The sequence below is a fragment of the Herminiimonas fonticola genome, assembly GCF_003293745.1.
In the GTDB taxonomy this organism is placed as follows: Bacteria; Pseudomonadota; Gammaproteobacteria; order Burkholderiales; family Burkholderiaceae_D; genus Oxalicibacterium; species Oxalicibacterium fonticola.
Map to the genome: position 1 here is coordinate 752,337 of NZ_PTLZ01000001.1, position 24,642 is coordinate 776,978.

General features: G+C 51.8%; 22 protein-coding genes. 15 read left to right on the forward strand and 7 right to left on the reverse strand.

What is annotated here, in order from left to right; genetic code table 11:
- Positions 1–7: 7 nt before the first annotated feature.
- From murD to lpxC, 10 genes are all read left to right on the forward strand, one after another.
- Positions 8–1,504, forward strand: coding sequence for a UDP-N-acetylmuramoyl-L-alanine--D-glutamate ligase (murD, locus tag Hfont_RS03800; protein WP_112990869.1), 1,497 nt, complete (start codon positions 8–10; stop codon positions 1,502–1,504).
- Complete coding sequence (ftsW, locus tag Hfont_RS03805) at positions 1,501–2,709, forward strand: putative lipid II flippase FtsW (protein WP_112990870.1); 1,209 nt, start codon at positions 1,501–1,503, stop codon at positions 2,707–2,709. The genes murD and ftsW overlap by 4 nt, the downstream gene beginning before the upstream one ends.
- Before the next feature lie 2 nt (positions 2,710–2,711).
- On the forward strand, positions 2,712–3,788 hold the full coding sequence (gene murG, locus Hfont_RS03810; protein WP_181666412.1) for an undecaprenyldiphospho-muramoylpentapeptide beta-N-acetylglucosaminyltransferase: 1,077 nt from the start codon (positions 2,712–2,714) through the stop codon (positions 3,786–3,788).
- On the forward strand, positions 3,785–5,194 hold the full coding sequence (gene murC / locus Hfont_RS03815; protein WP_112990872.1) for a UDP-N-acetylmuramate--L-alanine ligase: 1,410 nt from the start codon (positions 3,785–3,787) through the stop codon (positions 5,192–5,194). Before murG ends, murC begins: the two co-directional genes overlap by 4 nt.
- 2 nt (positions 5,195–5,196) lie before the next feature.
- The gene (locus Hfont_RS03820) at positions 5,197–6,183 is read left to right on the forward strand and encodes a D-alanine--D-alanine ligase (RefSeq protein ID WP_112990873.1); all 987 of its coding nucleotides are present in this window, start codon (positions 5,197–5,199) and stop codon (positions 6,181–6,183) included.
- Positions 6,184–6,199: 16 nt separating this feature from the next.
- Entirely contained in the window at positions 6,200–6,967 is a 768-nt protein-coding gene (locus tag Hfont_RS03825) for a cell division protein FtsQ/DivIB (RefSeq protein WP_112990874.1), read from the forward strand.
- Between the two features lie 10 nt (positions 6,968–6,977).
- Entirely contained in the window at positions 6,978–8,210 is a 1,233-nt protein-coding gene (gene ftsA, locus Hfont_RS03830; protein ID WP_112990875.1) for a cell division protein FtsA, read from the forward strand.
- A gap of 162 nt (positions 8,211–8,372) precedes the next feature.
- The gene (gene ftsZ / locus Hfont_RS03835; protein ID WP_112990876.1) at positions 8,373–9,563 is read left to right on the forward strand and encodes a cell division protein FtsZ; all 1,191 of its coding nucleotides are present in this window, start codon (positions 8,373–8,375) and stop codon (positions 9,561–9,563) included.
- Positions 9,564–9,727: 164 nt separating this feature from the next.
- Positions 9,728–10,231, forward strand: a complete 504-nt coding sequence (locus Hfont_RS03840) for a peroxiredoxin (protein ID WP_112990877.1) — start codon at positions 9,728–9,730, stop codon at positions 10,229–10,231.
- Positions 10,232–10,460: 229 nt separating this feature from the next.
- Complete coding sequence (gene lpxC, locus Hfont_RS03845) at positions 10,461–11,396, forward strand: UDP-3-O-acyl-N-acetylglucosamine deacetylase (RefSeq protein WP_112990878.1); 936 nt, start codon at positions 10,461–10,463, stop codon at positions 11,394–11,396.
- 50 nt (positions 11,397–11,446) lie between these two features.
- Here the strand turns inward: lpxC and Hfont_RS03850 are convergent, their stop codons facing one another.
- Positions 11,447–11,947 carry a DciA family protein gene (locus tag Hfont_RS03850; protein ID WP_112990879.1) on the reverse strand — a complete coding sequence of 167 codons (501 nt, stop codon included), beginning with the start codon at positions 11,945–11,947 and terminating at the stop codon, positions 11,447–11,449.
- A 48-nt stretch (positions 11,948–11,995) separates the two neighbouring features.
- Between Hfont_RS03850 and Hfont_RS03855 the strand changes: the two genes are divergently transcribed.
- The 5 genes from Hfont_RS03855 to Hfont_RS03875 all read left to right on the forward strand — a co-directional run bounded on the left by Hfont_RS03855 (position 11,996) and on the right by Hfont_RS03875 (position 18,857).
- Positions 11,996–12,940: a M23 family metallopeptidase gene (locus Hfont_RS03855; protein WP_112990880.1), complete on the forward strand. Its 945-nt coding sequence runs from the start codon at positions 11,996–11,998 to the stop codon at positions 12,938–12,940.
- A 275-nt stretch (positions 12,941–13,215) separates the two neighbouring features.
- Entirely contained in the window at positions 13,216–15,981 is a 2,766-nt protein-coding gene (secA, locus tag Hfont_RS03860; RefSeq protein ID WP_112990881.1) for a preprotein translocase subunit SecA, read from the forward strand.
- 194 nt (positions 15,982–16,175) lie between these two features.
- Positions 16,176–17,411 carry a bifunctional glutamate N-acetyltransferase/amino-acid acetyltransferase ArgJ gene (gene argJ, locus Hfont_RS03865; protein ID WP_112990882.1) on the forward strand — a complete coding sequence of 412 codons (1,236 nt, stop codon included), beginning with the start codon at positions 16,176–16,178 and terminating at the stop codon, positions 17,409–17,411.
- Positions 17,412–17,485: 74 nt separating this feature from the next.
- Positions 17,486–18,361 (forward strand): ATP-binding protein, encoded by an 876-nt coding sequence (locus tag Hfont_RS03870; protein ID WP_112990883.1) that lies wholly within the window; start codon positions 17,486–17,488, stop codon positions 18,359–18,361.
- 76 nt (positions 18,362–18,437) lie between these two features.
- Entirely contained in the window at positions 18,438–18,857 is a 420-nt protein-coding gene (locus tag Hfont_RS03875) for an NUDIX domain-containing protein (protein ID WP_112990884.1), read from the forward strand.
- A gap of 23 nt (positions 18,858–18,880) precedes the next feature.
- On the opposite strand, the gene yacG is transcribed toward Hfont_RS03875, so the two are convergent.
- The 6 genes from yacG to pilB form a co-directional block, all read right to left on the reverse strand.
- Positions 18,881–19,075, reverse strand: coding sequence for a DNA gyrase inhibitor YacG (yacG, locus tag Hfont_RS03880; RefSeq protein WP_112990885.1), 195 nt, complete (start codon positions 19,073–19,075; stop codon positions 18,881–18,883).
- 13 nt (positions 19,076–19,088) lie between these two features.
- Positions 19,089–19,844 carry a cell division protein ZapD gene (gene zapD, locus Hfont_RS03885; RefSeq protein ID WP_112990886.1) on the reverse strand — a complete coding sequence of 252 codons (756 nt, stop codon included), beginning with the start codon at positions 19,842–19,844 and terminating at the stop codon, positions 19,089–19,091.
- Positions 19,845–20,024: 180 nt separating this feature from the next.
- A complete protein-coding gene (gene coaE, locus Hfont_RS03890) occupies positions 20,025–20,651 on the reverse strand; it encodes a dephospho-CoA kinase (RefSeq protein WP_112990887.1) in 627 nt (208 codons plus the stop codon).
- A 4-nt stretch (positions 20,652–20,655) separates the two neighbouring features.
- Positions 20,656–21,519 (reverse strand): prepilin peptidase, encoded by an 864-nt coding sequence (locus tag Hfont_RS03895; protein ID WP_162845857.1) that lies wholly within the window; start codon positions 21,517–21,519, stop codon positions 20,656–20,658.
- Positions 21,519–22,751: a type II secretion system F family protein gene (locus Hfont_RS03900; RefSeq protein WP_112990888.1), complete on the reverse strand. Its 1,233-nt coding sequence runs from the start codon at positions 22,749–22,751 to the stop codon at positions 21,519–21,521. Before Hfont_RS03900 ends, Hfont_RS03895 begins: the two co-directional genes overlap by 1 nt.
- A gap of 15 nt (positions 22,752–22,766) precedes the next feature.
- Positions 22,767–24,491, reverse strand: coding sequence for a type IV-A pilus assembly ATPase PilB (gene pilB, locus Hfont_RS03905; protein WP_112990889.1), 1,725 nt, complete (start codon positions 24,489–24,491; stop codon positions 22,767–22,769).
- Between the last annotated feature and the right edge of the window lie 151 nt (positions 24,492–24,642).

A 24,642-nucleotide genomic window follows, 5' to 3' on the forward strand; every position in this document is an offset into this window, starting at 1 on the left:
ACATAAGATGAACTACGCAGGTAAACATGTTCTGGTTTTAGGCCTCGGTGAATCCGGGCTGGCGATGGCGCAGTGGCTGGTTCGCTGCGGTGCGTCCTTGCGCGTGGCGGATACGCGCGAACAACCGGATCGTTTGCCGCAATTGCGCGAGATCGCAGCGGATATCGAGTTTATCGGTGGCGCCTTCAGTGCCGATTTGCTCGCCGGTATCGATTTCGTTGCAGTCAGCCCGGGCTTGATGCCTGAGCGTGAACTGGCTGCGATCATCCCGGCCGCGCAGGAAAAAGAAATTCCTGTCTGGGGCGAAATCGAGTTGTTCGCGCAGGCACTGGCAGCACTGAAAGAAGAAAAAGCATACGCGCCAAAAGTCATCGCGATTACCGGTACCAATGGCAAAACCACGGTGACCAGCCTGGTTGGCTTGTTGTGCCAGCGCGCTGGATTGACTGTGCAAGTGGCTGGCAATATCAGCCCGGCCGCGCTCGATTGTTTGTACAAAGCGGTCGCTGAAGACACATTGCCGCAAGTGTGGGTGCTGGAATTGTCCAGCTTCCAGTTATATACGACTTACAGTCTGCAGGCCGATGTCGCGACTGTGCTGAACCTGACGCAGGATCATCTCGACTGGCATGGCGATATGGCTGGCTATGCAGATGCGAAGGCGCGCATATTCGGCAGCAACACGATACGTGTGTTGAATCGTGACGATGCTTTGGTCATGCAAATGGCATTGCCATCTGCACCCGTCATTACCTTCGGTGCCGATGAGGCGGAGCAGGCAGATTGCTTTGGTCTGGTCGATGAAAACGGCATGCGCTGGTTGTCGGTTGCGGTGAGCGAAGAAGAGTTACCGCAAAAGCGCCGCAAGAAAGATCTCGTCGAACTCGAAATCACCACCAAAAAACTGATGCCTGTCGATGCATTGAAAATCCGCGGTCAGCACAACGCGATCAATGCTTTATCGGCACTCGCTCTATGCCGTGCGATCGATCTGCCTTTTGCGCAATTGCTGCACGGCTTGCGTGATTATCACGGTGAGCCACATCGCGTCGAACATGTAATGAACATAGCTGGTGTTGATTATTACGACGACAGCAAAGGCACCAACGTTGGTGCAACCGTCGCAGCATTGAATGGTTTGGGCGTCAGTCTGGATGGTGCGTCCAAACATTTGGTGCTGATCGCCGGCGGTGATGGCAAAGGTCAGGATTTTTCGCCATTAGCTGACCCTGTCGCGAAATACGCACGCGCCATTTTATTGATAGGCAAGGACGCTGCAGCGATACGCGCAGCGGTGCAAGCGACAGGTGTTGAATTGATCGATTGCGCAACATTGGAAGAGGCTACTGAAAAAGCCGCAACCATCGCGCAAGCCGGCGATGCAGTCTTGCTGTCGCCAGCCTGTGCCAGTCTTGATATGTTCAAAAATTATGCGCACCGCGCACAAGTGTTTGTCGATGCGGTACGTGAAATCGGTTTGTCGCGCGGTGAGGTATCCGCATGAAATTCGCCTTCCCATCATTTTCTGGTGCAGCGGCTCAAAAGCCGATGACCAGTCTCGACCAGCGGTCGAAGATGATGGCGTACGACCAGCCTTTGGTTTGGGTCGTCGTGTTGCTTATGCTGTTCGGCATGGTGATGGTGTACTCGGCTTCTATCTCGCTGCCGGATTCTCCTAAATATGCGCGTTACGACAATGCGCATTTCCTGACACGCCAGGCGATGTTTATCAGCGTATCGCTGATTGCCGGCTTGCTCGCATTCCGCGTGCGTATCGAAACCTGGCAAAAACTTGCTCCCTACCTGTTTGTTGCGACCTTGATTTTGCTGGTGCTGGTGCTGATTCCCGGTGTTGGTAAAGGCGTCAATGGCGCACGTCGCTGGTTGTCGTTCAAGGTGTTCAATATCCAGCCATCCGAATTGATGAAATTGTTTGTCGTGTTGTATGCCGCTGACTACACAGTGCGCAAACAACAAGTGATGCATAAGTTGACCAAGGGTTTCATGCCGATGACCTTAGCGATTGGTTTTGTCGGTTTGCTGTTATTGCTGGAACCTGATTTGGGCGCTTTCGGCGTGATCGTTTGCATCGCGATGGGCATTCTGTTTTTGGGCGGCATCAACGGTATCTGGTTTGGCGGCATAGGTGCAACGCTGGTCGGTATTTTCAGCATGGTGATTTTGCTGTCGCCTTGGCGTCGCGAACGGATTTTTGCTTATCTGAATCCGTGGGAAGAAGAAAATGCATTGGGCAAGGCATATCAGTTGTCCCATTCGCTGATTGCATTTGGTCGCGGTGAATTGTTCGGTGTCGGCCTGGGTGGCAGCGTAGAAAAATTGCATTATCTGCCGGAAGCGCATACCGATTTTCTGCTGGCGGTAATTGGTGAAGAACTTGGATTTGTTGGCGTGTTTGTCGTCGTGGCCTTGTTCTACTGGATCATCAAGCGCTCCTTTGAAATTGGTCGCCAGGCGATTGCGATGGATTTGACGTTTGCCGGTTTGACGGCAAAAGGTATTGGCATCTGGATTGCCGTACAGACGTTTATCAATATGGGCGTGAACCTTGGTTTGCTGCCAACCAAAGGTTTGACCTTGCCGCTGATGAGTTACGGCGGTTCGGGCGTGCTGATTAATTGTATAGGTCTCGCGATTCTACTGCGCATCGATTATGAAAATCGTGTGCTGATGCGCGGAGGTCGCATATGAGCATGAAGCGACTTCTGATCATGGCAGCGGGCACCGGCGGTCATATTTTCCCGGGTTTGGCGATTGCCGAAACAATGCAGGCGCGCGGCTGGGAAGTTACATGGCTGGGTACCGAACACGGCATGGAACGCGATCTGGTGCCTAAGGCCGGCATTGCGATGGATACGATTTCCTTTGCAGGTTTGCGCGGCAAGGGTTTGAAACATACGGTGACTGGCGTGTTGCGGATGCTGGCAAGTTTTAAAACCTGCTATTCGATTCTGGCGCGCCGCAATCCCGGCATCGTTTTGGGTATGGGCGGTTATGTGACGGTACCTGGAGGCTGGACGGCAAAACTGCGCGGCGTGCCACTGGTGTTGTTGAATGCTGATGCGGCATTGTTGTTGTCGAACAAAACGCTGACGCCAATTGCGGAGCGTGTGTTGTTTGGTTTTCCTGCCGATTTTGGTAGTGCTGCGAACAAGGCTGTCGTGACCGGAAATCCTGTACGCAAGGAAATCACTGCGTTGGCACCGCCAGCCGAACGCTATGCGCAACACAGCGGTGCTTTGAAAATATTGGTAGTCGGCGGCAGTCTCGGTGCGCAGGCACTGAACGATGCGTTGCCGGCTGCATTGGCCCTGATTCCTGCGGAGCAGCGTCCAGTTGTTACGCATCAGTCGGGCAAAAAGAATATCGATACATTGCGCAGCAACTATGCGCATGCAAACGTGGACGCCGAAGTGGTCGATTTCATCAACGATATGCCACGTCGCTATGCGGAGGCTGATCTGGTGATTTGCCGTGCTGGCGCGATTACGGTTTCCGAGTTGACGGCGGCTGGTGTGGCCAGTGTATTGGTTCCTCTATTGGTATCGACGACGACGCACCAACGCGACAATGCACTTTGGATGGAACAACAACAGGCGGCGATTCATTTGCCGCAAAGCGAATTGACAGCGCAAGGTTTGGCGACCTTGCTGCAAAGCATGACGCGTGAGAAATGCACACAGATGGCTGAAGCGGCGTATGCCAACGGCCGACGCGATGCGAATGCTGCGATCGCCGATGTACTTGAAAAGTTAGTGAAGATTGTATGAAACATAAAGTCAAAAATATCCATTTCGTGGGAATCGGCGGCAGCGGCATGAGCGGCATTGCCGAAGTGTTGCTGAACCTTGGTTATACGATCTCGGGTTCCGATCTGGGCAGCAATGCCGCGACCCGACGCCTGATTGAGTTTGGCGCAAAAGTCACGCTCGGTCATGCGGCAGAAAATATTGCAAATGCGGATGCGATCGTTACGTCGACCGCAGTCCAGGCTGACAATCCGGAAGTAATCGCCGCGCGCGAAAAACATATTCCTATCGTGCCACGTGCCGTGATGCTGGCAGAGTTGATGCGTTTGAAGCGCGGTATTGCGATTGCCGGCACGCACGGCAAGACCACAACGACCAGTCTGGTTGCCAGCGTACTGGCCGAAGGCGGTCTTGATCCAACCTTCGTCATCGGCGGTTTGTTGAATAGCGCGGGTGCCAACGCCAAGTTGGGTACTGGTGAATTCATCGTCGCCGAAGCGGACGAGTCGGATGCGTCCTTCCTGAATTTGTCGCCAGTGATCGAAGTCATTACCAATATCGATGCCGATCATATGGAAACGTATGAGCACGACTTTGAAAAACTGAAAACGGCCTTCGTTGAGTTTACCCAGCGCCTGCCGTTCTACGGCGTTGCCGTGCTGTGTATCGATGATGCCAATGTGCGCTCCATCATGCCGCGTATTTCCAAGCTGATCACGACTTACGGTTTTCACGAAGATGCAGAAGTACGCGCGATCGATGCGAAGGCAGTCGACGGTCACATGCAGTTCACGGTAATTCAAGACGGCTACGCGCCTATGAATGTGAGTTTGAATCAACCTGGCATGCACAACGTGCAGAACGCTTGCGCCGCGATTGCGATTGCACGTGAACTCGGTGTGGGCGACAAGGCGACGCAAAAAGCGCTGACTGAATTCAACGGTGTGGGCCGTCGCTTCACACGCTATGGCGAAATAAATATTCAGGACGTCAACGGTAAGCCTGCTGGTTCGTTTGCTCTGGTGGACGATTACGGTCATCACCCAGTAGAAACAGCTGCGACGATATCAGCCGCACGCGGCGCTTATCCAGGACGTCGTTTGGTGCTGGCATTTCAGCCGCATCGTTATACGCGTACTCGTGATTTGTTCGAAGACTTCGTCAAGGTTTTATCGACGACCGACATGCTGGTATTAGCCGAAGTCTATGCAGCCGGCGAACAACCTATCGTTGCTGCTGACGGCCGAACCTTGGCACATGCCCTGCGCGTGGCCGGCAAAGTCGATCCAGTGTTTGTAGAAGAAATCGTTGATATGCCATCGACGATCATGAATGTCATCAGGGATCGTGATGTTGTCATCACGATGGGTGCGGGATCGATCAGCGGCGTACCAGCCAAGTTGAAGCAATTGCAGGATCAGGTTTAATCATGACGACAAATTTGAAATCAGAATTCGGTAAGGTTGGCGTCTTGTTCGGCGGACGTTCTGCCGAGCGCGAAGTGTCCTTGATGTCGGGCAAGGGCGTATTGGCTGCGCTGCAAAGCAAAGGCGTGGATGCGCATCCTTTCGATCCTGCTGAACGTAGCCTAGCGGAATTGGCTGCTGAAAAATTTGACTGCGTCTTTATCGCGTTGCACGGCAGCTATGGTGAAGACGGTACCTTGCAGGGCGCACTGGAACAACTGGGCATTCCATATACCGGTCCTGGCGTGATGGCATCTGCAATTGCGATGGACAAGGTCATGACCAAGCGTATCTGCCTGAGCCACGATGTGCCGACGCCCAAGTTTGCCGTACTTGATTCGGAAACGACCACTGCCGAGCAGCTGCAGGCGATTGCAAAAGAGTTTGGTTTGCCTTTGATGTTGAAAGCGCCGCACGAAGGTTCGACGATTGGTATCGCCAAGGTGGAAGACGCCAATGGTATGCAAGCCGGTTTCGATTTGTGCGCCAAGTATGACCGTGTCGTACTGGTCGAACAGTTTGTAAAAGGTCGCGAGCTGACGGTGCCGGTAATTGGCAGTGGTCGCCATGCACGCGCTTTGCCTATCGTCGAAATTCGCGCACCGCAAGGCAATTACGATTATCAGCACAAATATTTCAGCAACGACACGCAATACCTGTGTCCGGCACCACTGGATGATGCGTTCACCAAGAGGATCCAGGCATTGGCAGTAAATGCGTTCAATGCGGTCGGTTGCACCGGCTGGTCGCGCGTCGACTTCATGATTCGCGAATCAGACAATGAGCTGTTCCTGCTGGAAATAAACACGTCACCTGGCATGACCAGCCATTCGCTGGTGCCGATGTCGGCCAAGGTTGCCGGCACTGAATATGAAGATTTGTGTATCGAGATTTTGCGTTTGGCAAAACTTGAATTGAAGCCATCGCAACACAAACCGTTGCAGAAGTAAGGACGATAGAAGACCTATGTGGCAAGACATCAAAATGTTGAACGCAACTGCCAATGCCTTATTCGGCCTGGTTGCGCTCGCGCTGATTTCTGCCTGCTTGTGGTGGGTCGCACAGCGACCTTACTTCACGTTGAAAGTGATACGGATTGAAGGTGCAGAGCAAGCGCAATTGCGCCATATCAATCCTTTAACCGTGCGTAGCGCTGCATTGGCGCGCATCAAGGGTAATTTTTTTACTGCGAACCTGGATACCGTTCGCCAGACATTTGAATCGGTACCTTGGGTACGCAAGGCAACCGTGCGTCGCGAGTGGCCGAATCAGTTGACGGTAACGCTGGAAGAGCATTCTCCACTTGGTACCTGGGGTGAAGATGGACGTTTGTTGTCAACCAAAGGCGATGTATTCACCGCCAATCTGGCTGAGGCGGAAGAAGATGCCGATCTGATGGCCTTCAACGGCCCCTTGGGCAGCGAGAAAGAAGTGATCGCGCGCTTGAATGATTTGAATACATGGTTTGCGCCTATGGATGTAACGGCCGAAGCGCTGTACCTGTCCGGACGTTATGCGTGGACGGTGAAGTTGAGTAATGGCGTGACGGTGGAATTAGGCAGGGAAAAAAGCAGTACGACGTTAAAAGAACGTGTCGATCGATTGGTGGGGATTTATCCGCAACTGGTCGCACGTTTGCAGAACAGGATTGAAAGTATCGACATGCGTTATCCAAACGGTCTGGCCTTGAAGGCGCAAGGTTTGACTGCTGGATCAGAAAGTAAAAAAAAGTAAGCGGAACAATATGACAAAAGACGCAAAAAATCTGATCGTTGGCCTCGACATCGGCACCTCGAAAGTGGTGGCAGTAGTGGCGGAAGTAATGCCTAACGGTCGCCATGAAGTAATCGGCCTGGGCCAGCACGAATCCAAGGGATTGAAAAAAGGCGTGGTCGTCAACATCGAGGCAACAGTCGAATCGATACAGCGCGCACTGGAAGAAGCCGAATTGATGGCCGACTGTAAGATACGCAATGTGTATACCGGCATCGCCGGCAATCACATACGCAGCTTCAATTCCAGCGGCATGGTGGCGATCAAGGACAAGGAAGTTACTGCAACCGATGTTGCACGCGTGATTGAAACTGCGAAGGCAGTCAACATTCCGACCGATCAGCAATTGCTGCATACCGTGCCGCAGGAATTTATTGTCGACAATCAGGAAGATGTGCGCGAACCAATCGGCATGAGCGGCATCCGACTGGAGGTGAAAGTTCACATCGTCACTGGTGCAGTTTCAGCAGTGCAGAACATCGTTAAATGCATACGTCGCTGCGGTCTGGAAGTATCCGATCTGATTTTGCAGCCGATGGCTTCCGCCGATGCGGTGTTGACGCCGGATGAAAAAGAACTGGGTGTGGTCTTGATCGATATCGGCGGCGGGACTACCGATGTTGCGATCTTTACCGAAGGGGCGATTCGTCATACGGCGGTGATTCCTATCGCTGGCGACCAGATCACCAACGATATCGCGATGGCTGTGCGCACACCGACTGCCGAAGCGGAAGAAATCAAGCTGCGCTACGGCATGGCCAAGCAGGTACTGGCTGATCCGGGCGAAACGCTGGAAGTGCCAGGCTTGGGCGATCGCGGCACGCGCACCTTGTCGCGTCAGGCACTGGCAGCGGTGATCGAACCGCGCATAGAAGAATTGTTTTCTCTGGTGCATCAAGTCGTGCGCGAATCCGGTTACGAAGAGGTGCTGTCATCCGGCATCGTCTTGACCGGCGGTACCGCGATGATGCCCGGCATGGTGGAATTGGCAGAAGATATTTTCCTGAAGCCTGCGCGTTTGGGTACGCCCGAATACAACGGTCAACTGGCAGATGTAGTACGTAGTCCGCGTTATGCAACGGTGTTGGGTTTGTTGTTGGAAGCGAAGAAGCAGTATTTACGCGGACACATCGTCACGCGTCAGGATGGATCGGCGACAGCTATTGTCCGTCGCATGAAGGAATGGTTCCTGGGTAATTTTTAAACTCAGTTTTAACTTCAAGTATTTGTTTTTTAGTTTTGTATTTGGTTTTGTTTATTTAATTTCGTATTTAATTTATGTATTAACCAGCAGTTGGCAGTTGCTAGTCGTCACACCGCGTGATGCCTATCAACTGGAAACTGCAACTTCTTTAAGGAAATAATCATGGAAATCGATATGCTCGAGAATGTAACGCAAGGTACCGTGATCAAAGTGGTTGGCGTTGGTGGTGCTGGTGGCAACGCTGTACAACACATGATCAACCGTGGTGTTAGCGGTGTTGAATTTATCGTCGCCAATACTGACGCGCAAGCATTGCAATTGTCGAAGGCGCATAACGTCATTCAAATCGGTGAAACTGGTTTGGGCGCTGGTATGAAGCCTGCAGTTGGTCGTCAATTGGCGGAAGAAACCCGCCCACGTATTGAAGACGCATTGCGCGGCGCGCACATGGTCTTTATCGCAGCTGGCATGGGCGGCGGTACCGGTACCGGTGCTGCACCTATCATTGCGCAAATTGCGCGTGAACAAGGCGCGTTGACGGTGGCTGTGGTTTCCAAGCCATTCTCGTACGAAGGCAAAAAATGCATGGACATCGCCGACGAAGGTCTGGAAGCGTTGGGTCAGCACGTCGATTCGTTGATCATCATCTTGAATGAAAAACTGGAAGAGATCTATGAAGACGACAGCATGATCGAATGGCTGCAACACGCCGACGACGTGTTGAACAACGCCGTTGCCGGTATTGCAGAAATCATCAATGTCCCTGGTCATATCAACGTCGATTTCAATGACGTGAAAACCATCATGGGTGAACAAGGCAAGGCCATGATGGGTACGGCAACAGCGCATGGCGTTGATCGTGCACGCATTGCAGCGGAACAAGCAGTTGCTTCGCCATTGCTCGACGGTATCGATTTGTCCGGCGCGCGCGGCGTACTGGTTAACGTTACAGCCAGCCGCAGCCTCAAAGGTAAAGAAATCAAGGAAGTCATGGCAACCGTGCGTGCGTTCGCGGCACCTGATGCATCGATTGCGCAAGGTATCGCGTACGACGATGAAATGGGCGACGATATCCGCGTTACCGTAGTTGCGACTGGTTTGGGTCGTGCGCGTAAAGGCGTGCAACTGGTACAAACACCAATGTTGCGTACCGGCACACACAATGAACCTATGATGGCGAATACCGGTATGGCTGCGGGCATGACCCACGGTAGCGCTCAACCAGCGTTTGACGGTTTGAAAGCGCCGGCAGTATGGCGTCGTGAATCGGCTTCCGATACGGTGCGCGCTTTAGAAAAGAACGGCATGGAAACCTACGACATTCCTGCATTTCTCCGCAAACAAGCCGATTAATTAATGCTCTGATTTTGTACCGCCATCTGCAGGTGGCATGACGAAAGTTGTCAAACCACCTGCAAAAACGGACAGAACAAGGCATACTTCGGTTTCTACGCCGCGCCACGTGCGCGGCGTTTTCTAATCGGCACTGCCGTTAAAATCAATCAAAGGAATTCGCAATGACAATCAAAATTGGTGATCAGCTGCCAGAAGCGCGGCTCGCAGAATACGTCGACGTAGCAAGCGAAGCTTGCTCCGTAGGCCCAAGCAAAGTCATGGTGCACGAAGCAACCAAAGGCAAAAAAATCGCAATTTTCGCAGTTCCTGGCGCATTCACGCCAACCTGCTCCGAAACGCACGCTCCTGGCTACATCAAGGCAGCGGACCAGTTCAAAGCCAAAGGCGTTGATGAAATCTGGTGCATCTCGGTAAACGATGCTTTCGTCATGGGTGCATGGGGCCGTGAACAAAAAGCAGCTGGCAAAGTACGTTTCATCGCTGACGGCAGCGGCACATTCACCAAGGCTTTGGGTTTGGAATTCGATCTGACCAAAGGCGGCCTGGGTGTGCGTTCGCAACGTTATTCGATGCTGGTTGAAGACGGCGTCGTCAAACAATTGAACGTTGAAGACAGCGGTCACTTGGAAGTATCGACAGCAGAAAAATTGCTGGAACAGATCTAAATTTTTCTGTTTCAGAAAATGCCGCTTGGTTGAGAGACCGGGCGGCATTTGCTGTTTATGGGTTTGGTTTTGGGTTGATGGGTATTTTTTCGTGCTGAGACTCATCGAAGGGAGCGCGGTATCAGAGCAGCATTCCTTGCGCGCTCATCCGGAAAATTCCCTGTTGTTTTCAATGCAACCCCAGCACCATAGCCACGCGAATTCTCTCCGTGATTGCTATAATCCTCAGATGTTAAAACAACGTACCATCCAACAAACAGTCAAGTCTGTCGGTGTCGGTCTGCATTCCGGCACCAAAGTGGAATTGACGCTGCGCCCAGCCCCTATCGATACCGGCATCGTGTTCTATCGCGTCGATCTCGATCCTGTGGTGGAACTGCCAGCGCAAGCGCTGCGAGTCGGCGATACTCGCATGGCTTCCACCTTGCAGGTGGGCGATGCCAAGGTCTCAACGGTAGAGCACCTAATGTCGGCCTGCGCCGGTCTTGGTATCGACAATCTATATGTCGATCTGACAGCCGAAGAAGTGCCCATCATGGATGGTTCTGCATCTTCCTTCGTTTTCTTGTTGCAACAAGCCGGTTTGCAGGAGCAGGAAGCGGCCAAAAAATTCATACGCATCAAGAAGCCTGTGGAAGTACGTCACGGCAGTGGCGACCGCGAAATCTGGGCGCGCCTTGAGCCGTACGAAGGCTTCAAACTCAAGTTCTTCATCGAATTCAATCATCCCGCCGTCGATGCTACGGGCCAGACCACCGAGATCGATTTTAGTTTTGAGTCCTATGTCAAAGATGTGGCGCGTGCCCGCACCTTCGGTTTCATGCAGGATATGGAAACCTTGCGTGGCATGGGTTTGATCCGTGGCGGTTCGCTGGAAAATGCGATCGTGATGGATGAATATCGGATACTTAACACCGATGGCTTGCGTTACGACAATGAGTTTGTCCGACACAAGATACTTGATGCAATTGGTGATTTGTATCTGGTTGGTTATCCGCTGATTGCCAGTTATAACGCCCACAAATCAGGTCACATGCTGAACAATCTTTTGGTACGCGCTTTGCTTGAACAGCCGGATGCTTATGAGATCGTTACCTTCGACAAGGTCGAATCGGCACCTAAAGATTATGTGCGTCAGGCTGATCTGGAATGGGTCCTGAACTAAGTCAGATTTGAACGCGAAGAGTGTGGTTCATTTGACCAGACTCGCGAAGCTTACTTTTCCGTACGTCGACGCTGCATCAATGCACCGAGTGCATTTTTCAGCGCCTCGTTGCGCGGCGAGTTTTCCAGTGCATCGCTGAGTTCGCTAAACGCAGAAACAGCTTCCGTTGGCAGCACCAATTGCTTGGAAGCTGTTGATTTTACAAGCATTTTGCTGACTTGCACTTTGAGGCGGATTGCATTAACCTGCCATCCCCGCTGCAACAATTGCTCTTGTAGTTTTGGACATTGTTGCTTCAGTCTCGCAGCCAGCGCCGCGTTCGGTACTGATAGAACCAGCTGGTCCGCCTCGAACTGCAGTACGGCGCAGTGCGTAAACATGGTAGGAAGCGCCGCTGCACAATCTTTTTGCAGTGCGGCCATGCGAGTGATGGATGGCAGAAGTGCAGCCATCTTGTCGTGGGAACGTAAGAATTCCGCAGCACCTTTCGCAGTTTTAGTGAAAGGAGAGCTTTGCTTGAAAGGGGTAAATGAAGGTGCACGCATCGTCATGAAACCTTATCACACCTCGTCGTCAACCGGCGAGGCAAGGGAGTCGCGATGCAGATTATTTTGTTGCACCCACGTTTTACCCATGCCAAATCCGTCACCTTGACGCATCGGCATCTGATGCTGGGGGGCGTCGCTTTTATCGTGGCGGTTCTGCTGACCACGTCCCTGTTGTTCTACTTTATATCCAGCAATGCAGCGAGTCTGCCATCCCCATTCCGCGAAATGTTCGCGAGTGCGGCGCAAGGCGATGACGCACAAAAAGACAAATTTCTGAAAGAAAACCTCGCCTTGATGGCGCGCCGCGTGGGTGAAATGCAGGCGCAATTGATGCGTTTGGACGCCTTGGGCGAACGTGTGCAAGGTTTGGCTGGCGTCAAACCTACTGAATTCAATTTCAAGGAAATGCCGGGGCGCGGCGGTGTCGAGCCTATGGATAGCACCAGCAGCCGCGATCTGACCATGTCCGAATTCAAGGCGCTGCTCGATGCGATGTCGCATGATGTAGAGCGCCGAGCCGATTATATGAATGTCGTTGAGTCCACGCTGATGAGCGACAAGATCAAATCCAAACTTTTGCCTACCAGTCAGCCAGTCAACGTCAGTTATAACGCCTCGACTTTTGGTCGCCGGCTTGATCCATTCTCGGGCCGCAGCACGATGCACGAGGGGATAGATTTTGCAGCACCTATAGGTACGCCCATCATGGCGGCGGCGGGTGGCGTTGTGACGGTGGCGGAATTTCACCCCCAATACGGCAATATGATGGAGATCGATCACGGCAATGACATGATTACGCGTTATGCGCATACCTCGCGTTTATTGATGCATGTCGGTGATATCGTACGACGCGGTCAGCATATTGCCGATATTGGAACGACTGGTCGTTCGACCGGACCTCATCTGCATTTTGAGGTGCGTATCAAAGGCGTGGCGCAGGATCCACACAAGTTCTTGCTGGCAGGCGCGAATCAGGCCAGGCTGGCAAGCAAGTAACGCAAATAAATGAAACATGAAACGGTACCCGTTTTATTCTCGATGAATAGGGCGGTGCACAGGTCTGCCCCAGAACAAATTTGCATTACAAAGGTCATAGCCCTGCAAGATCTGGTACCGCTTTCATGAACTAGCTATTGTTTCCGGACTGATAAGCCCAATATGCCGGAAAGCACATGATAAAATCCACAATTTAGCCCAAGCCCAATTTGATGCAGCCCAAGTGGTGGTTGCTGTATCTGATTGTTTCAAGGCGCCTTTTTTAGAATCCAAGCATGTCATTACTGACTCAGATTTTCGGTAGCCGCAATCAGCGCTTACTCAAGCAATACCAAAAAACCGTTCGCGAAATCAATGCCTTCGAGCCGGCGCTGGAACAATTATCGGATCAGGCTTTGCAAGCCAAGACGCCGGAATTCAAGGAGCGTCTCGCCAAGGGCGAAAACATCGATGACATTTTGCCGGAAGCTTTTGCTGTTTGCCGCGAAGCGAGTAAGCGTGTCTTGAAGATGCGTCACTTCGATGTTCAGCTGATAGGCGGTATGACGCTACATTACGGAAAAATCGCAGAGATGGGCACAGGCGAAGGTAAAACCCTGATGGCTACCTTGCCGACTTATCTGAATGCGCTGGTCGGCAAAGGCGTGCACGTCGTGACGGTCAATGATTATCTGGCGCAGCGCGATGCCGAATGGATGGGCACCTTGTACGGCTGGCTTGGCCTGAGCACCGGTATCAACCTGTCGCAGATGGATCACGACACGAAGCAGGCAGCCTACAATTCCGATATCACCTACGGCACCAATAACGAATTCGGGTTCGATTATCTGCGTGACAATATGGTCTACGACATGGCCGATCGGGTGCAGCGCGATTTGCACTTTGCCGTCGTCGATGAAGTCGATTCGATCCTGATCGATGAAGCGCGTACGCCGCTGATCATTTCCGGCCAGGCAGAAAATCACACCGAGCTGTATCACAAGATCAATGAAGTGCCGCCGCTGCTGACTCTGCAAATTGGTGAAGAAACACCAGATGGCAAAGGCACGGTAGAAGTTCCTGGCGATTACACCAAGGATGAAAAATCCCATCAGGTGTTGTTGACCGAAGCTGGTCATGAAAAAGCCGAACAAATCCTGACGCGCATGGGTTTGCTGCCGGAAGGCGCTTCGCTGTACGACGCCGCCAACATCACATTGATTCATCATTTGTACGCTGCATTGCGCGCGCATACGCTGTACCACAAGGATCAGCATTACGTGGTGCAGAACGATGAAGTTGTCATCGTCGATGAGTTTACCGGTCGCTTGATGACGGGTCGTCGCTGGTCTGACGGTTTGCATCAGGCGGTGGAAGCCAAGGAACGCGTACGTATTCAGAATGAAAATCAGACCCTGGCGTCGATTACATTCCAGAACTACTTCCGCATGTACAGCAAGCTGTCCGGCATGACCGGTACCGCAGATACCGAAGCGTACGAATTCCAGGAAATCTACGGTCTGGAAACCGTCGTCATTCCACAGAACCGTCCGAACCAGCGCAAAGACCGCCAAGATCAAGTCTATAAATCATCGGACGAAAAATACGGCGCGATGCTGAAGGACATTCAGGATTGCTACGAGCGCGGTCAGCCGGTATTGGTTGGTACCACCTCGATTGAAAATTCCGAATTGTTGTCCGGCATTTTAAATAAAGCCAAATTGCCGCATAACGTGTTGAACGCGAAGCAGCATGCACGCGAAGCGGAAATCATTGCGCAAGCAGGTCGTCCTAAAGCGATCACGATCGCAACCAATATGGCCGGTCGTGGTACCGATATTGTTTTGGGCGGCAACGTTGCCAAACAAGTACAGATCATCGAAGCGAATCCCGATTTGTCGGATGCCGACAAGACTGCACAAGCGCAAAAACTGCGCGATGAATGGCAGTCGCTGCACGATCACGTGGTTACTGCTGGCGGTTTGCATATCATCGGTACCGAACGTCATGAATCGCGTCGCGTCGATAATCAATTGCGCGGTCGTTCTGGTCGTCAGGGCGATCCAGGTTCGTCACGTTTTTACTTGTCGCTGGATGATGCCTTGCTGCGCATTTTTGCCGGCGACCGCGTACGAGCGATCATGGACCGTTTGAAAATGCCGGAAGGCGAACCAATTGAAGCGGGTATCGTGTCGCGTTCCATCGAATCGGCGCAACGGAAGGTTGAAGCGCGCAACTTCGATATTCGCAAGCAATTGCTGGAATACGATGACGTCGCCAATGATCAGCGCAAAGTAATCTATCAGCAGCGTAATGAATTGCTGGCAACGCAAGATGTATCCGAGTTGATCACATCCTTGCGCCAAGGCGTATTCAACGATTTGTTCCGCACCTATGTGCCTGAGCAATCGATGGAAGAGCAGTGGGATTTGAAAGCACTCGACGATGTGTTACGCAATGAGTGGCAGGTTGATTTCTCGTTGGTTGCGGCGCTGGAAGCAGAGCCAAATATTACCGACGAAGAGTTGCTGGAGCGTCTGCTGAAGGCGACCGATGCTGTCTACGATGCGAAAGTCGGCATCGTCGGCAAGGAATCGTTCGGCGGCTTTGAGCGCGGCGTCATGCTGCAAGGAGTTGATTCGCACTGGCGTGAACATCTGGCTGCGCTGGATCATTTGCGTCAGGGTATTCATCTGCGCGGCTATGCACAGAAAAATCCTAAGCAGGAATACAAGCGCGAAGCCTTTGAGCTGTTTGGTCAAATGCTGAATTTGATCAAGGACGAAGTCGTCAAGACCGTCATGACAGTGCGTATTCAATCACGTGAAGAAATCGACGCAGCAGAAGAAAAACTGTCGCAATCACAAGTTGAAAATGTACATTACCAACATGCGGATTTTGATCCTGATGCGGCACCGGAAGAGTTGCTGGCACCAACCGCACAGGCTAGCGATGCTGGCGCGCATCCGCGAGTGAATGAAGTGCCCAAGGTCGGCCGTAATGATCCATGCCCTTGCGGTAGCGGCAAGAAGTACAAGCAGTGTCATGGACGTCTCGCTTAAGCTGTGATCAAGCACTGAAAAATGAAGGGCGGGGTGAGTTATTCCCCGCCCTTTTGCTTTTTCGCAAAGGATAGCTGGCGATCTGATCGGATGCTCATCAAGCGTTTACAATATCCGTCTGATTTTCCAGTGTTGTTTCAAGCATACCTTTACAGTATTTTTTAACACCCTTTAACTTACATAGAATAATTGCCATGGCCGTCAATCTTCCTCTTCCCATTCCTGAAAATCTGACTGCAGTTGCCGGTATCGAGCTCGGTCATGCCGAAGCGGGGATACGCAAGGCCAATCGCAAGGATGTGCTGGTAATGAAGCTGGCACCAACGGCCACCGTGACGGGTGTCTTCACGAAGAATCGTTTTTGCGCTGCGCCGGTTCAAGTCTGCAAAGAACATTTGGCCAATCGCAAAGCCGGAGCGCCGATACGCGCACTGGTTATCAATACCGGCAATGCAAATGCAGGCACAGGTGAAACCGGCTTGGCAGATGCCAATGCCACTTGCGCTGCATTGGCAAAATTGCTGGATTGCGATGCGTCGCAAATCCTGCCGTTTTCTACGGGCGTGATCCTCGAGCCGTTGCCGGTTGATCGTTTGGTAGCCGGTTTGCCGCAAGCAATCTCGAATTTAAAATCGGATAACTGGCACAACGCGGCCTTGTCCATCATGACCACCGATACGCAGCCGAAAGCGGCGTCGCGCCAGGTAAATATCAATGGCCACACGATTACGCTGACCGGCGTGAGTAAAGGCGCCGGCATGATCAAGCCGAATATGGCGACCATGCTGGGCTTCATGGCAACCGATGCCAAAGTCGCGCAGCCGGTGCTGGATCATATGGTCAAGCAAGTCGCGGACCGTTCTTTCAACTGCATTACTATCGATGGAGATACATCGACCAACGATTCGTTTATCGTGATCGCCACCGGTACCTCACCGCTGGAAATCAATGCGATCGATACTCCCGAATATACGGCACTGGCCGCAGCAGTTCTTGGGCTGTCGCAGGAGCTGGCGCAAATGATCGTGCGCGATGGCGAAGGCGCGACCAAATTCATTACCGTGACGGTGGAAGATGGCAAGGATGTGGAAGAGTGTCGCAAGATTGCTTATTCGATCGCGCATTCGCCATTGGTGAAAACCGCTTTCTTTGCATCTGATCCAAATCTTGGTCGTATCCTCGCGGCTATCGGTTATGCCGGTGTCGACGATCTGGATGTCAGCAAATTGAATCTGTATCTGGATGATGTCTGGGTCGCCAAGAACGGTGGACGCAATCCGGATTACAAGGAAGAAGACGGCCAGCGCGTGATGAAGCAAAGTGAAATTACCGTACGCGTCAAACTCGGTCGCGGCAATGCAGACGCCACCATCTGGACCTGCGATCTGTCGCATGAATATGTAACGATCAATGCCGATTACCGATCTTGATATGCGCAGCGCGTGCGCTGCTGAACCACGCTGATGAATCATGCGGTAAATCAAATTAATTACACTGAATAACAATGACACAACTCGAACAGTTTTTAACACGTGCCGAAGCCTTGCTCGGTCGCCTGGAATCGATCTTGCCTCCTGCAGTTGCTACGCCGGACTGGAAGGCCGGCATCGCCTTCCGTTGGCGCAAATCCAGCGGGAAAGACGGTCGTGGCTATTTGCAACCGGTTGCGCATTTATCGCCTATCGCGTTGACGGATCTGCATAACATCGGACTGCAAAAGCAGCAGATCGAACAGAATACCAAGCAGTTCGTTGATGGTGTACCTGCAAACAATGTACTGCTGACCGGCGCACGCGGTACCGGAAAATCATCCCTGATCAAGGCTTGCCTGAACCAATTCGCAGACCAAGGTTTGCGCCTGATTGAAGTCGACAAGGACGATCTGGGTGATCTGGCGGATATCGTGGATCTGGTTTCCGGGCGGCCTGAGCGCTTCATCATTTTTTGTGACGATCTGTCGTTTGAAGAAGGCGAGGGTGGCTACAAGGCCTTGAAGGTAGCACTGGACGGTAGTATTTCCGCGCAATCAGATAATGTACTGATCTATGCAACGTCGAATCGTCGTCATCTGTTGCCGGAGCGTATGTCGGACAATGCAGGCTACAAAACAGACGACAACGGCGATCTGCATCCGGGTGAAACGGTGGAAGAAAAAATCTCGCTGTCCGAACGTTTTGGATTGTGGGTGACCTTCTATCCGTTTAAGCAGGATGACTATCTGGATATCGCAGCGCATTGGTTGACATATTTCGGCTGCAATCCGCAGCAGATTGAAGAAGCCAGAACCGAGGCTTTACAGTGGGCTTTGCAGCGTGGCTCGCGCTCCGGTCGTGTGGCATGGCAATTCGCCAAGGATCATGCCGGGAAAATGCCGAAGTGATGTACATGGCGCGCAAGGTGTTTGCATGCGCGCCGTTTTAATCTGCTCCATCCCCTCATTCGTTTAGGTTGTCCGCATGTCCGAAACACTATCCACACCTATTGATGTCGCCGTCGGTATCTTGATGAAGCCGAACGGCGATGTCTTGCTCGGCCAGCGGCCGGATGGCAAGCCTTATGCCGGCTATTGGGAGTTCCCGGGCGGCAAGGTCGAAGCGGGGGAAGCCATCATCGATGCGCTGAAGCGCGAATTTGTCGAAGAGTTAGGCGTAGAAGTCGTTTCTGCAGAACCGTGGTGTGGTATCGAACATGTTTATCCACATGCGCATGTACGTCTGCATTTTTACATCAGCCAGCATTGGCTGGGCGAGCCGCAAAGTCTGGAAAATCAGGCGTTTGCGTGGCAGGGAAGTGTGGGCGTCGAACCATTGTTGCCGGCTACGATCCCCCTGATTGAATGGCTGGATAAATTGCGTTATCCAACTGCATCAGTTTAGTCGCGCTTATTTAGCCTAAGCTATCAGGGTTGCGGCGGTGATGGTGCATCTTCGTCGAGGTCATCCAACGGATTGACGACCGGGATCACATACTTCTCTTCAGCCCAGGCACCCAAGTCGATTTGCTTGCAACGATTGGAACAGAAAGGCCTGAACTTGCTTATTTCCGACCATTCCACTTTGGTGCCGCATGTAGGGCAATTGACTATCGTAACCATAAAAACTATCTGATCAAAAACTGCACAAACTCAGTTCGAACGGCACATCGCCTTCAAACGCTTTCGGTTTCATATCGCCATCCTGGGATGTAAAGCGTATCCACAACATGTACTTGTTGGCGGATATCTCGGGAATTGCACCCAGACTTTCATCGATATTCAGACGCAGCATCTGGTAAGCCTTGCCTTGCAACATTTGCTGGTAACTGCCAGCTTGCGCAATCATTTTTACCGGGTGACCGGACTCGCGCAGCAGGCGCAAGATCATGCCGATCGCATCGAACAATGGTGCCAGCGGTGTAAACCATTTGTGTATGTCAGCCAGACGCTGTTCAGCGCTATCGTTTTGCCACGCGTAATAGGATGGGAGGTCGAACTCACAAGCGCCACCTGGAATAATGGTGCGGCCGCGTATGCTCATCAACCATTCATTTTCACGGATGTGCTGGCCGGTTTTTCCTTGCGATGCTACTAGTGCCGTACTGATGCGTTCGATGTCGAACAGGATCGCGTCCAGCATCTCTGCTTCGACATTGGGATTGGATTTGAATCCGAGCAGGGTTTGTTTCTGGCGTTCCAGTTCTTGCAGCAGATCTGATTTGAGATCGGCGCGACCAGCTACTTCCAGCATTTCGAAAATTGTGGAGAGGGCGACGTGATGGTGCTGCGGATGCTCGTGACCGACGAAGAAAGCGAATTTCTCGTACAGGTCTTCTAACCGCAACAACGTGCGAATACGCTCGTTGAAAGGGTATTCGTAGACAATCAAAGTGGCATCCCTTTAAAGTTTAAAGCGGGCAATACGAGCTAATTGTGTGATTCTGAACGAAGCCGAGGCAAATTACAAATACAGGTGCAATTTTGTTTTGCCTCTCTGCTTTGGCAAGCCTGGATTTCCTGCAATTTCAGCGAATATTAATGATCATAGACCGTGCGCATCGGTGGATGTTCAACCACTGCGCGCCAATGAAACATATAAATCATGCAGGCGCTGTACTTGCGGAATCAGTGCTGCGGTATCGCCATCGTTGACGATGATGTCATCTGCCGCGGCAAGTCTGGTCGCACGTGATACCTGCGCTGCCATGATGGTGCGCACTTGTTGTTCTGTCAGATTACTGCGCTGCATCACACGGTGAATTTGTGTCTCTTCCGAGCAGTCAATTGTCAGGACGCGCGATACTCTTTGCTTCCACAAGCCGGATTCGACCAGCAACGGTACGACGAACAAGAGATAAGCACCTTCTGCTTGCGCTGCAGCATGTTCGGTTTCTGTACGGATCAAAGGGTGAAGAATAGCTTCGAGTCGTTTTTTTTCGGCTGGATTGGCAAAGACAGTTGCACGCATTTTGGCTCTATCCATGGCACCGTCAGGCGCAATGAACGAGGCGCCGAACGCAAGCCGGATCGGCTCGATTGCCCTGCCTTCTGCTGCTGTCAGTTGATGTGCAATCAGATCGGTATCGATCACGGCAGCACCGTGCGCAGCAAACAAGTCGGCGACCGTGCTTTTGCCGCTACCTATGCCGCCGGTCAGGCCTATGGAAAATCGATGCTGAGATGCTTGAGCCACCATCTTCTCAGTAAAAGCCTAAATACATTTGTGCCAGCGGTTTACCGTAAAACAAAGTCAGCAGGCCGGCCGCTGCGAGATAAGGGCCGAATGGAATCGGGATGTCGCGGCCACGTTTTGCCAGCATGATCAAGGCAATCCCGATCACTGCGCCGACTAGTGAGGATAGTAAAACGATGACCGGCAACATCTTCCAGCCCAGCCATGCACCCAGTGCGGCTAGTAGCTTGAAATCGCCGTAGCCCATGCCTTCTTTGCCCGTTGCCAGCTTGAACAGCCAGTAAATCGCCCACAAACTCAAATAACCTGCCGCTGCACCAATCACAGCTTCGTGCAAGGGCACGAAAGTGCCGTTCAGGTTGATGAGCAAACCTAGCCACAACAAAGGCAAGGTCAAATCATCCGGCAGCAATTGTGTGTCCGCATCGATAAACGTCATTGCGATCAGAAGATAAGTGAACATCAGAGTAGACAGGCCGAGCAAGCCGCTACCGAAATGCCAGATCAGCAAAGCCGACAACACGCCAGTCAATAATTCAACTATTGGGTAGCGAATCGAGATATAAGTTTTGCACGCTATGCATTTCCCACGCAAAAATGCATAGCTGAAGACTGGAATATTTTCTTTCGCAGTAATCTGGTGTCCACACTGTGGGCAAGCCGAGCGCGGCATTACCAAATCGTAGCGATCTTCATGCGGCAAAGGTTTTCCACTTTCGTGGGCAACGTAGTTATCCGATTCGCGCTGCATCATTTTCGGGATGCGATGGATCACAACGTTGAGAAAACTACCTATCAACAATCCGAATACGCCAGCAACGATTGTGGGCAATACGCTACCCGCAGGCGCAGACCAAAGTAAATCCATCATCAGACCACGGAACCCAGTTTGAAAATAGGCAGGTACATTGCGATGACCAAACCGCCGATCAGCACGCCCAGAATTACCATGATCAGTGGCTCCATCAGGCTGGACAGCGAAGCCACAGCTTCATCAACTTCATCTTCATAAAAATCTGCGACCTTGCCGAGCATATTGTCGAGCGAGCCTGATTCTTCGCCTATCGACACCATCTGCGTGACCATATTCGGGAATACGTCGGCATTTTGCATTGCAACTGTCAGGCTGACACCAGTGCTGACGTCGTTCTGAATTTTTTTCGTGGCATCCAGATACACGGCATTGCCTGCAGCGCCACCGACAGAGTCTAGAGATTCAACCAAGGGCACACCTGCCGCGAACATGGTCGCGAGCGTACGTGTCCAGCGTGCAATCGTTGCCTTGCGTATCACTGCACCGAAGACAGGTGCTTTCAGCAGCAGTCTGTCCATGGTGCGCTGCATTTTCAATGAGCGTTTCCACGATTGGAAAAACAGATAGAGGCCGGCAAACAGCAGTCCGAAAATAAGATACCAATACGAGACGAAAAAGTCGGAAATCGCCATCACCATCAAGGTCGGTGCCGGCAGATCGGCACCGAAACTTTTGAATACTTCCTTAAATGCAGGTACCACCCAGATCATGATGACGGCGGTGACGATAAACGCGACAGCCATAATAGCGACCGGGTAAAACATTGCTGATTTGATCTTGGCCTTGATCGCGAGCGTTTTTTCCTTGTATATGGCAAGTCGCGTCAACAAGTCTTCCAGAATGCCGGCTTGTTCACCGGCACCGACCAGATTGCAAAAAAGTGGATCGAAATATAAGGGAAACTTCCTAAATGCCTGGTTCAAGCTGGTGCCTGTTTCTACATCCGCACGAATGTCCTGAATCAATTTAGAGACGGATGGATTGTCATTACCTTTTGCAACAATATCGAAAGATTGCAGCAGCGGTACACCGGCCTTCATCATGGTTGCCAGTTGGCGAGTGAAGAGGGTGATGTCCTTGTCGGAGACTTTTTTCCCGCTGCGATAGGTTTTCTTTTTAACTTTGGTAACCAGTACGCCTTGGCGACGCAGCGTTGCATTGACTACAGATTCGCCACCGGCACGCAATTCGCCGCGCACGATTTTTCCTGCTTTGTCCTTGCCTTCCCAAGCAAAAACAGCCTCTTTGGCAAGTGTGCTGCTTCCAACCTTACGTGCTGAAGTTGCCATCCCTAGACCTCTTTATTATTCGTTGGTACAGCCCAGAATTTCTTCCAGACTGGTCATTCCCTGTTTAACTTTTCTCAGACCTGATTCACGCAAGGTAAGAACACCATCTTTTTTTGCCTGTGCTTCAATTTCCAGTGATGTGCCGTGACTCAAAATAATATGTTCAATTTCTTCACTGATCGGCATGATCTGATAGATGCCCAGCCTACCTTTGTAACCGCTGCCGCTGCAACGTTCGCAGCCGACAGGTTTGTAGGGCAGCCATGTTCCATCCAGATCGTCTTCGTGAAAACCCGCTTCCAGCAAGGCTTCGTCCGGAATGACCGTAGTCTGTTTGCATGAGCATAGACGTCGAGCCAAGCGCTGTGCTGTAATCAATATGACTGATGATGCAATATTGAAAGGGGCGACGCCCATATTCATCAAGCGTGTAAGCGTTGCTGGTGCATCGTTGGTGTGCAGGGTCGAGAAGACCATGTGGCCGGTTTGCGCCGCCTTGATTGCGATGTCGGCGGTTTCCAGGTCGCGAATCTCGCCGACCATGATGATGTCTGGATCCTGTCGCAGGAAAGCTTTCAATGCGACCGGAAAAGTAAGCCCTGCACGGTCGTTCACATTGACTTGGTTGACACCGGGCAGGTTGATCTCGGCAGGATCTTCTGCCGTTGAAATATTGATGCCCGGCTTGTTCAGAATGTTCAGACAAGTGTAGAGAGAAACGGTTTTGCCGGAGCCGGTTGGGCCAGTGACTAGCACCATGCCGTACGGACGCTGAATGGCATTCATCAGCGTTTCCTTCTGATCCGGATCATAGCCTAGCGCCTCGATGCCCATTGTGGCTTGCGAACCGTCCAGAATCCGCATGACAATTTTTTCGCCGAACAGCGTAGGCAGGGTGCTGACACGGAAATCGATGGAGCGTGTTTTCGACATCACGAGCTTCATGCGACCATCTTGCGGCACACGTTTTTCTGAGATGTCCAGCTTTGAAATTACCTTGATACGAGATGCCAGTTTTTCCTTGATGGCCAATGGCGGTTGTGCGATATCGCGCAACACGCCATCAACGCGGAAACGGATGCGATAGAACTTTTCGAAGGGTTCGAAGTGAAGATCTGAAGCACCAAGGTTGATCGCATCGACCAGGATTTTTTGAAGAAATTTAACGACCGGAGCATCATCGATATCGGTGGTGCCGCCTTCAGTCGGGGTCGCCAGATCTTCTTCAACGAAATCGATTTCCAGGTCATCGCCTATCAGTTCGGTCAAGTCCTGTTCAGCACTGTGTCCGAGTTTCTCTATTAATTTGAGTAATGTCGAGTGATCTACGATGATAGGTTCGACTGTCAGTTGGGTCTGGAATTTGATTTGGTCCAGTGCCTGGGAATTGGTCGGATCTGAAATCGCAATCAATACCTTGTTGCCACGCTTGGCAAGTGCAATGACCCGCTGACTTTGCATCAGCTTCATGTCAATAATCTTGTCAGGCAAATTACCGCTATTGAAGGCTGCGAGATCGAGCAGTGGATAGCCAAATGTCTGGGAGCAAAATGCTGCCAGTCTGGCAGGATTCATGATCTCGCCTTTGAGTAGCGCGTCTATGAATGCAATTTTTTCGCTAGCGGCTTGCTTGACTGTGGCGTCGGCTTGCTGTGGCGTGATTTGACCAGCCTGCAGCAATGCGCGCGCAAGACCTGACATCGCATTATTTGACGCCGAACTAGGGAGGACTGCCGCCATTATATTTATGTCGAATTGATCGATTGAAACATCGAAGGTGCGTTAGATAATGCCTCTAAGCATCTGTTTTGTAAAGATATCGGAGGACTTGTTACTTCTCTAAGCAACAAAATGCAACATTTGGCTTAAGTGCGGAGGAGTCGCACTCCGA

Coding starts and splice junctions, on each gene's coding strand:
- murD (WP_112990869.1), top strand. CDS start 8: ATGAACTACGCAGGTAAACATGTTCTGGTTTTAGGCCTCGGTGAATCC.
- ftsW (WP_112990870.1), top strand. CDS start 1,501: ATGAAATTCGCCTTCCCATCATTTTCTGGTGCAGCGGCTCAAAAGCCG.
- murG (WP_181666412.1), top strand. CDS start 2,712: ATGAAGCGACTTCTGATCATGGCAGCGGGCACCGGCGGTCATATTTTC.
- murC (WP_112990872.1), top strand. CDS start 3,785: ATGAAACATAAAGTCAAAAATATCCATTTCGTGGGAATCGGCGGCAGC.
- Hfont_RS03820 (WP_112990873.1), top strand. CDS start 5,197: ATGACGACAAATTTGAAATCAGAATTCGGTAAGGTTGGCGTCTTGTTC.
- Hfont_RS03825 (WP_112990874.1), top strand. CDS start 6,200: ATGTGGCAAGACATCAAAATGTTGAACGCAACTGCCAATGCCTTATTC.
- ftsA (WP_112990875.1), top strand. CDS start 6,978: ATGACAAAAGACGCAAAAAATCTGATCGTTGGCCTCGACATCGGCACC.
- ftsZ (WP_112990876.1), top strand. CDS start 8,373: ATGGAAATCGATATGCTCGAGAATGTAACGCAAGGTACCGTGATCAAA.
- Hfont_RS03840 (WP_112990877.1), top strand. CDS start 9,728: ATGACAATCAAAATTGGTGATCAGCTGCCAGAAGCGCGGCTCGCAGAA.
- lpxC (WP_112990878.1), top strand. CDS start 10,461: ATGTTAAAACAACGTACCATCCAACAAACAGTCAAGTCTGTCGGTGTC.
- Hfont_RS03850 (WP_112990879.1), bottom strand. CDS start 11,947: ATGACGATGCGTGCACCTTCATTTACCCCTTTCAAGCAAAGCTCTCCT.
- Hfont_RS03855 (WP_112990880.1), top strand. CDS start 11,996: ATGCAGATTATTTTGTTGCACCCACGTTTTACCCATGCCAAATCCGTC.
- secA (WP_112990881.1), top strand. CDS start 13,216: ATGTCATTACTGACTCAGATTTTCGGTAGCCGCAATCAGCGCTTACTC.
- argJ (WP_112990882.1), top strand. CDS start 16,176: ATGGCCGTCAATCTTCCTCTTCCCATTCCTGAAAATCTGACTGCAGTT.
- Hfont_RS03870 (WP_112990883.1), top strand. CDS start 17,486: ATGACACAACTCGAACAGTTTTTAACACGTGCCGAAGCCTTGCTCGGT.
- Hfont_RS03875 (WP_112990884.1), top strand. CDS start 18,438: ATGTCCGAAACACTATCCACACCTATTGATGTCGCCGTCGGTATCTTG.
- yacG (WP_112990885.1), bottom strand. CDS start 19,075: ATGGTTACGATAGTCAATTGCCCTACATGCGGCACCAAAGTGGAATGG.
- coaE (WP_112990887.1), bottom strand. CDS start 20,651: ATGGTGGCTCAAGCATCTCAGCATCGATTTTCCATAGGCCTGACCGGC.
- Hfont_RS03895 (WP_162845857.1), bottom strand. CDS start 21,519: ATGATGGATTTACTTTGGTCTGCGCCTGCGGGTAGCGTATTGCCCACA.
- Hfont_RS03900 (WP_112990888.1), bottom strand. CDS start 22,751: ATGGCAACTTCAGCACGTAAGGTTGGAAGCAGCACACTTGCCAAAGAG.
- pilB (WP_112990889.1), bottom strand. CDS start 24,491: ATGGCGGCAGTCCTCCCTAGTTCGGCGTCAAATAATGCGATGTCAGGT.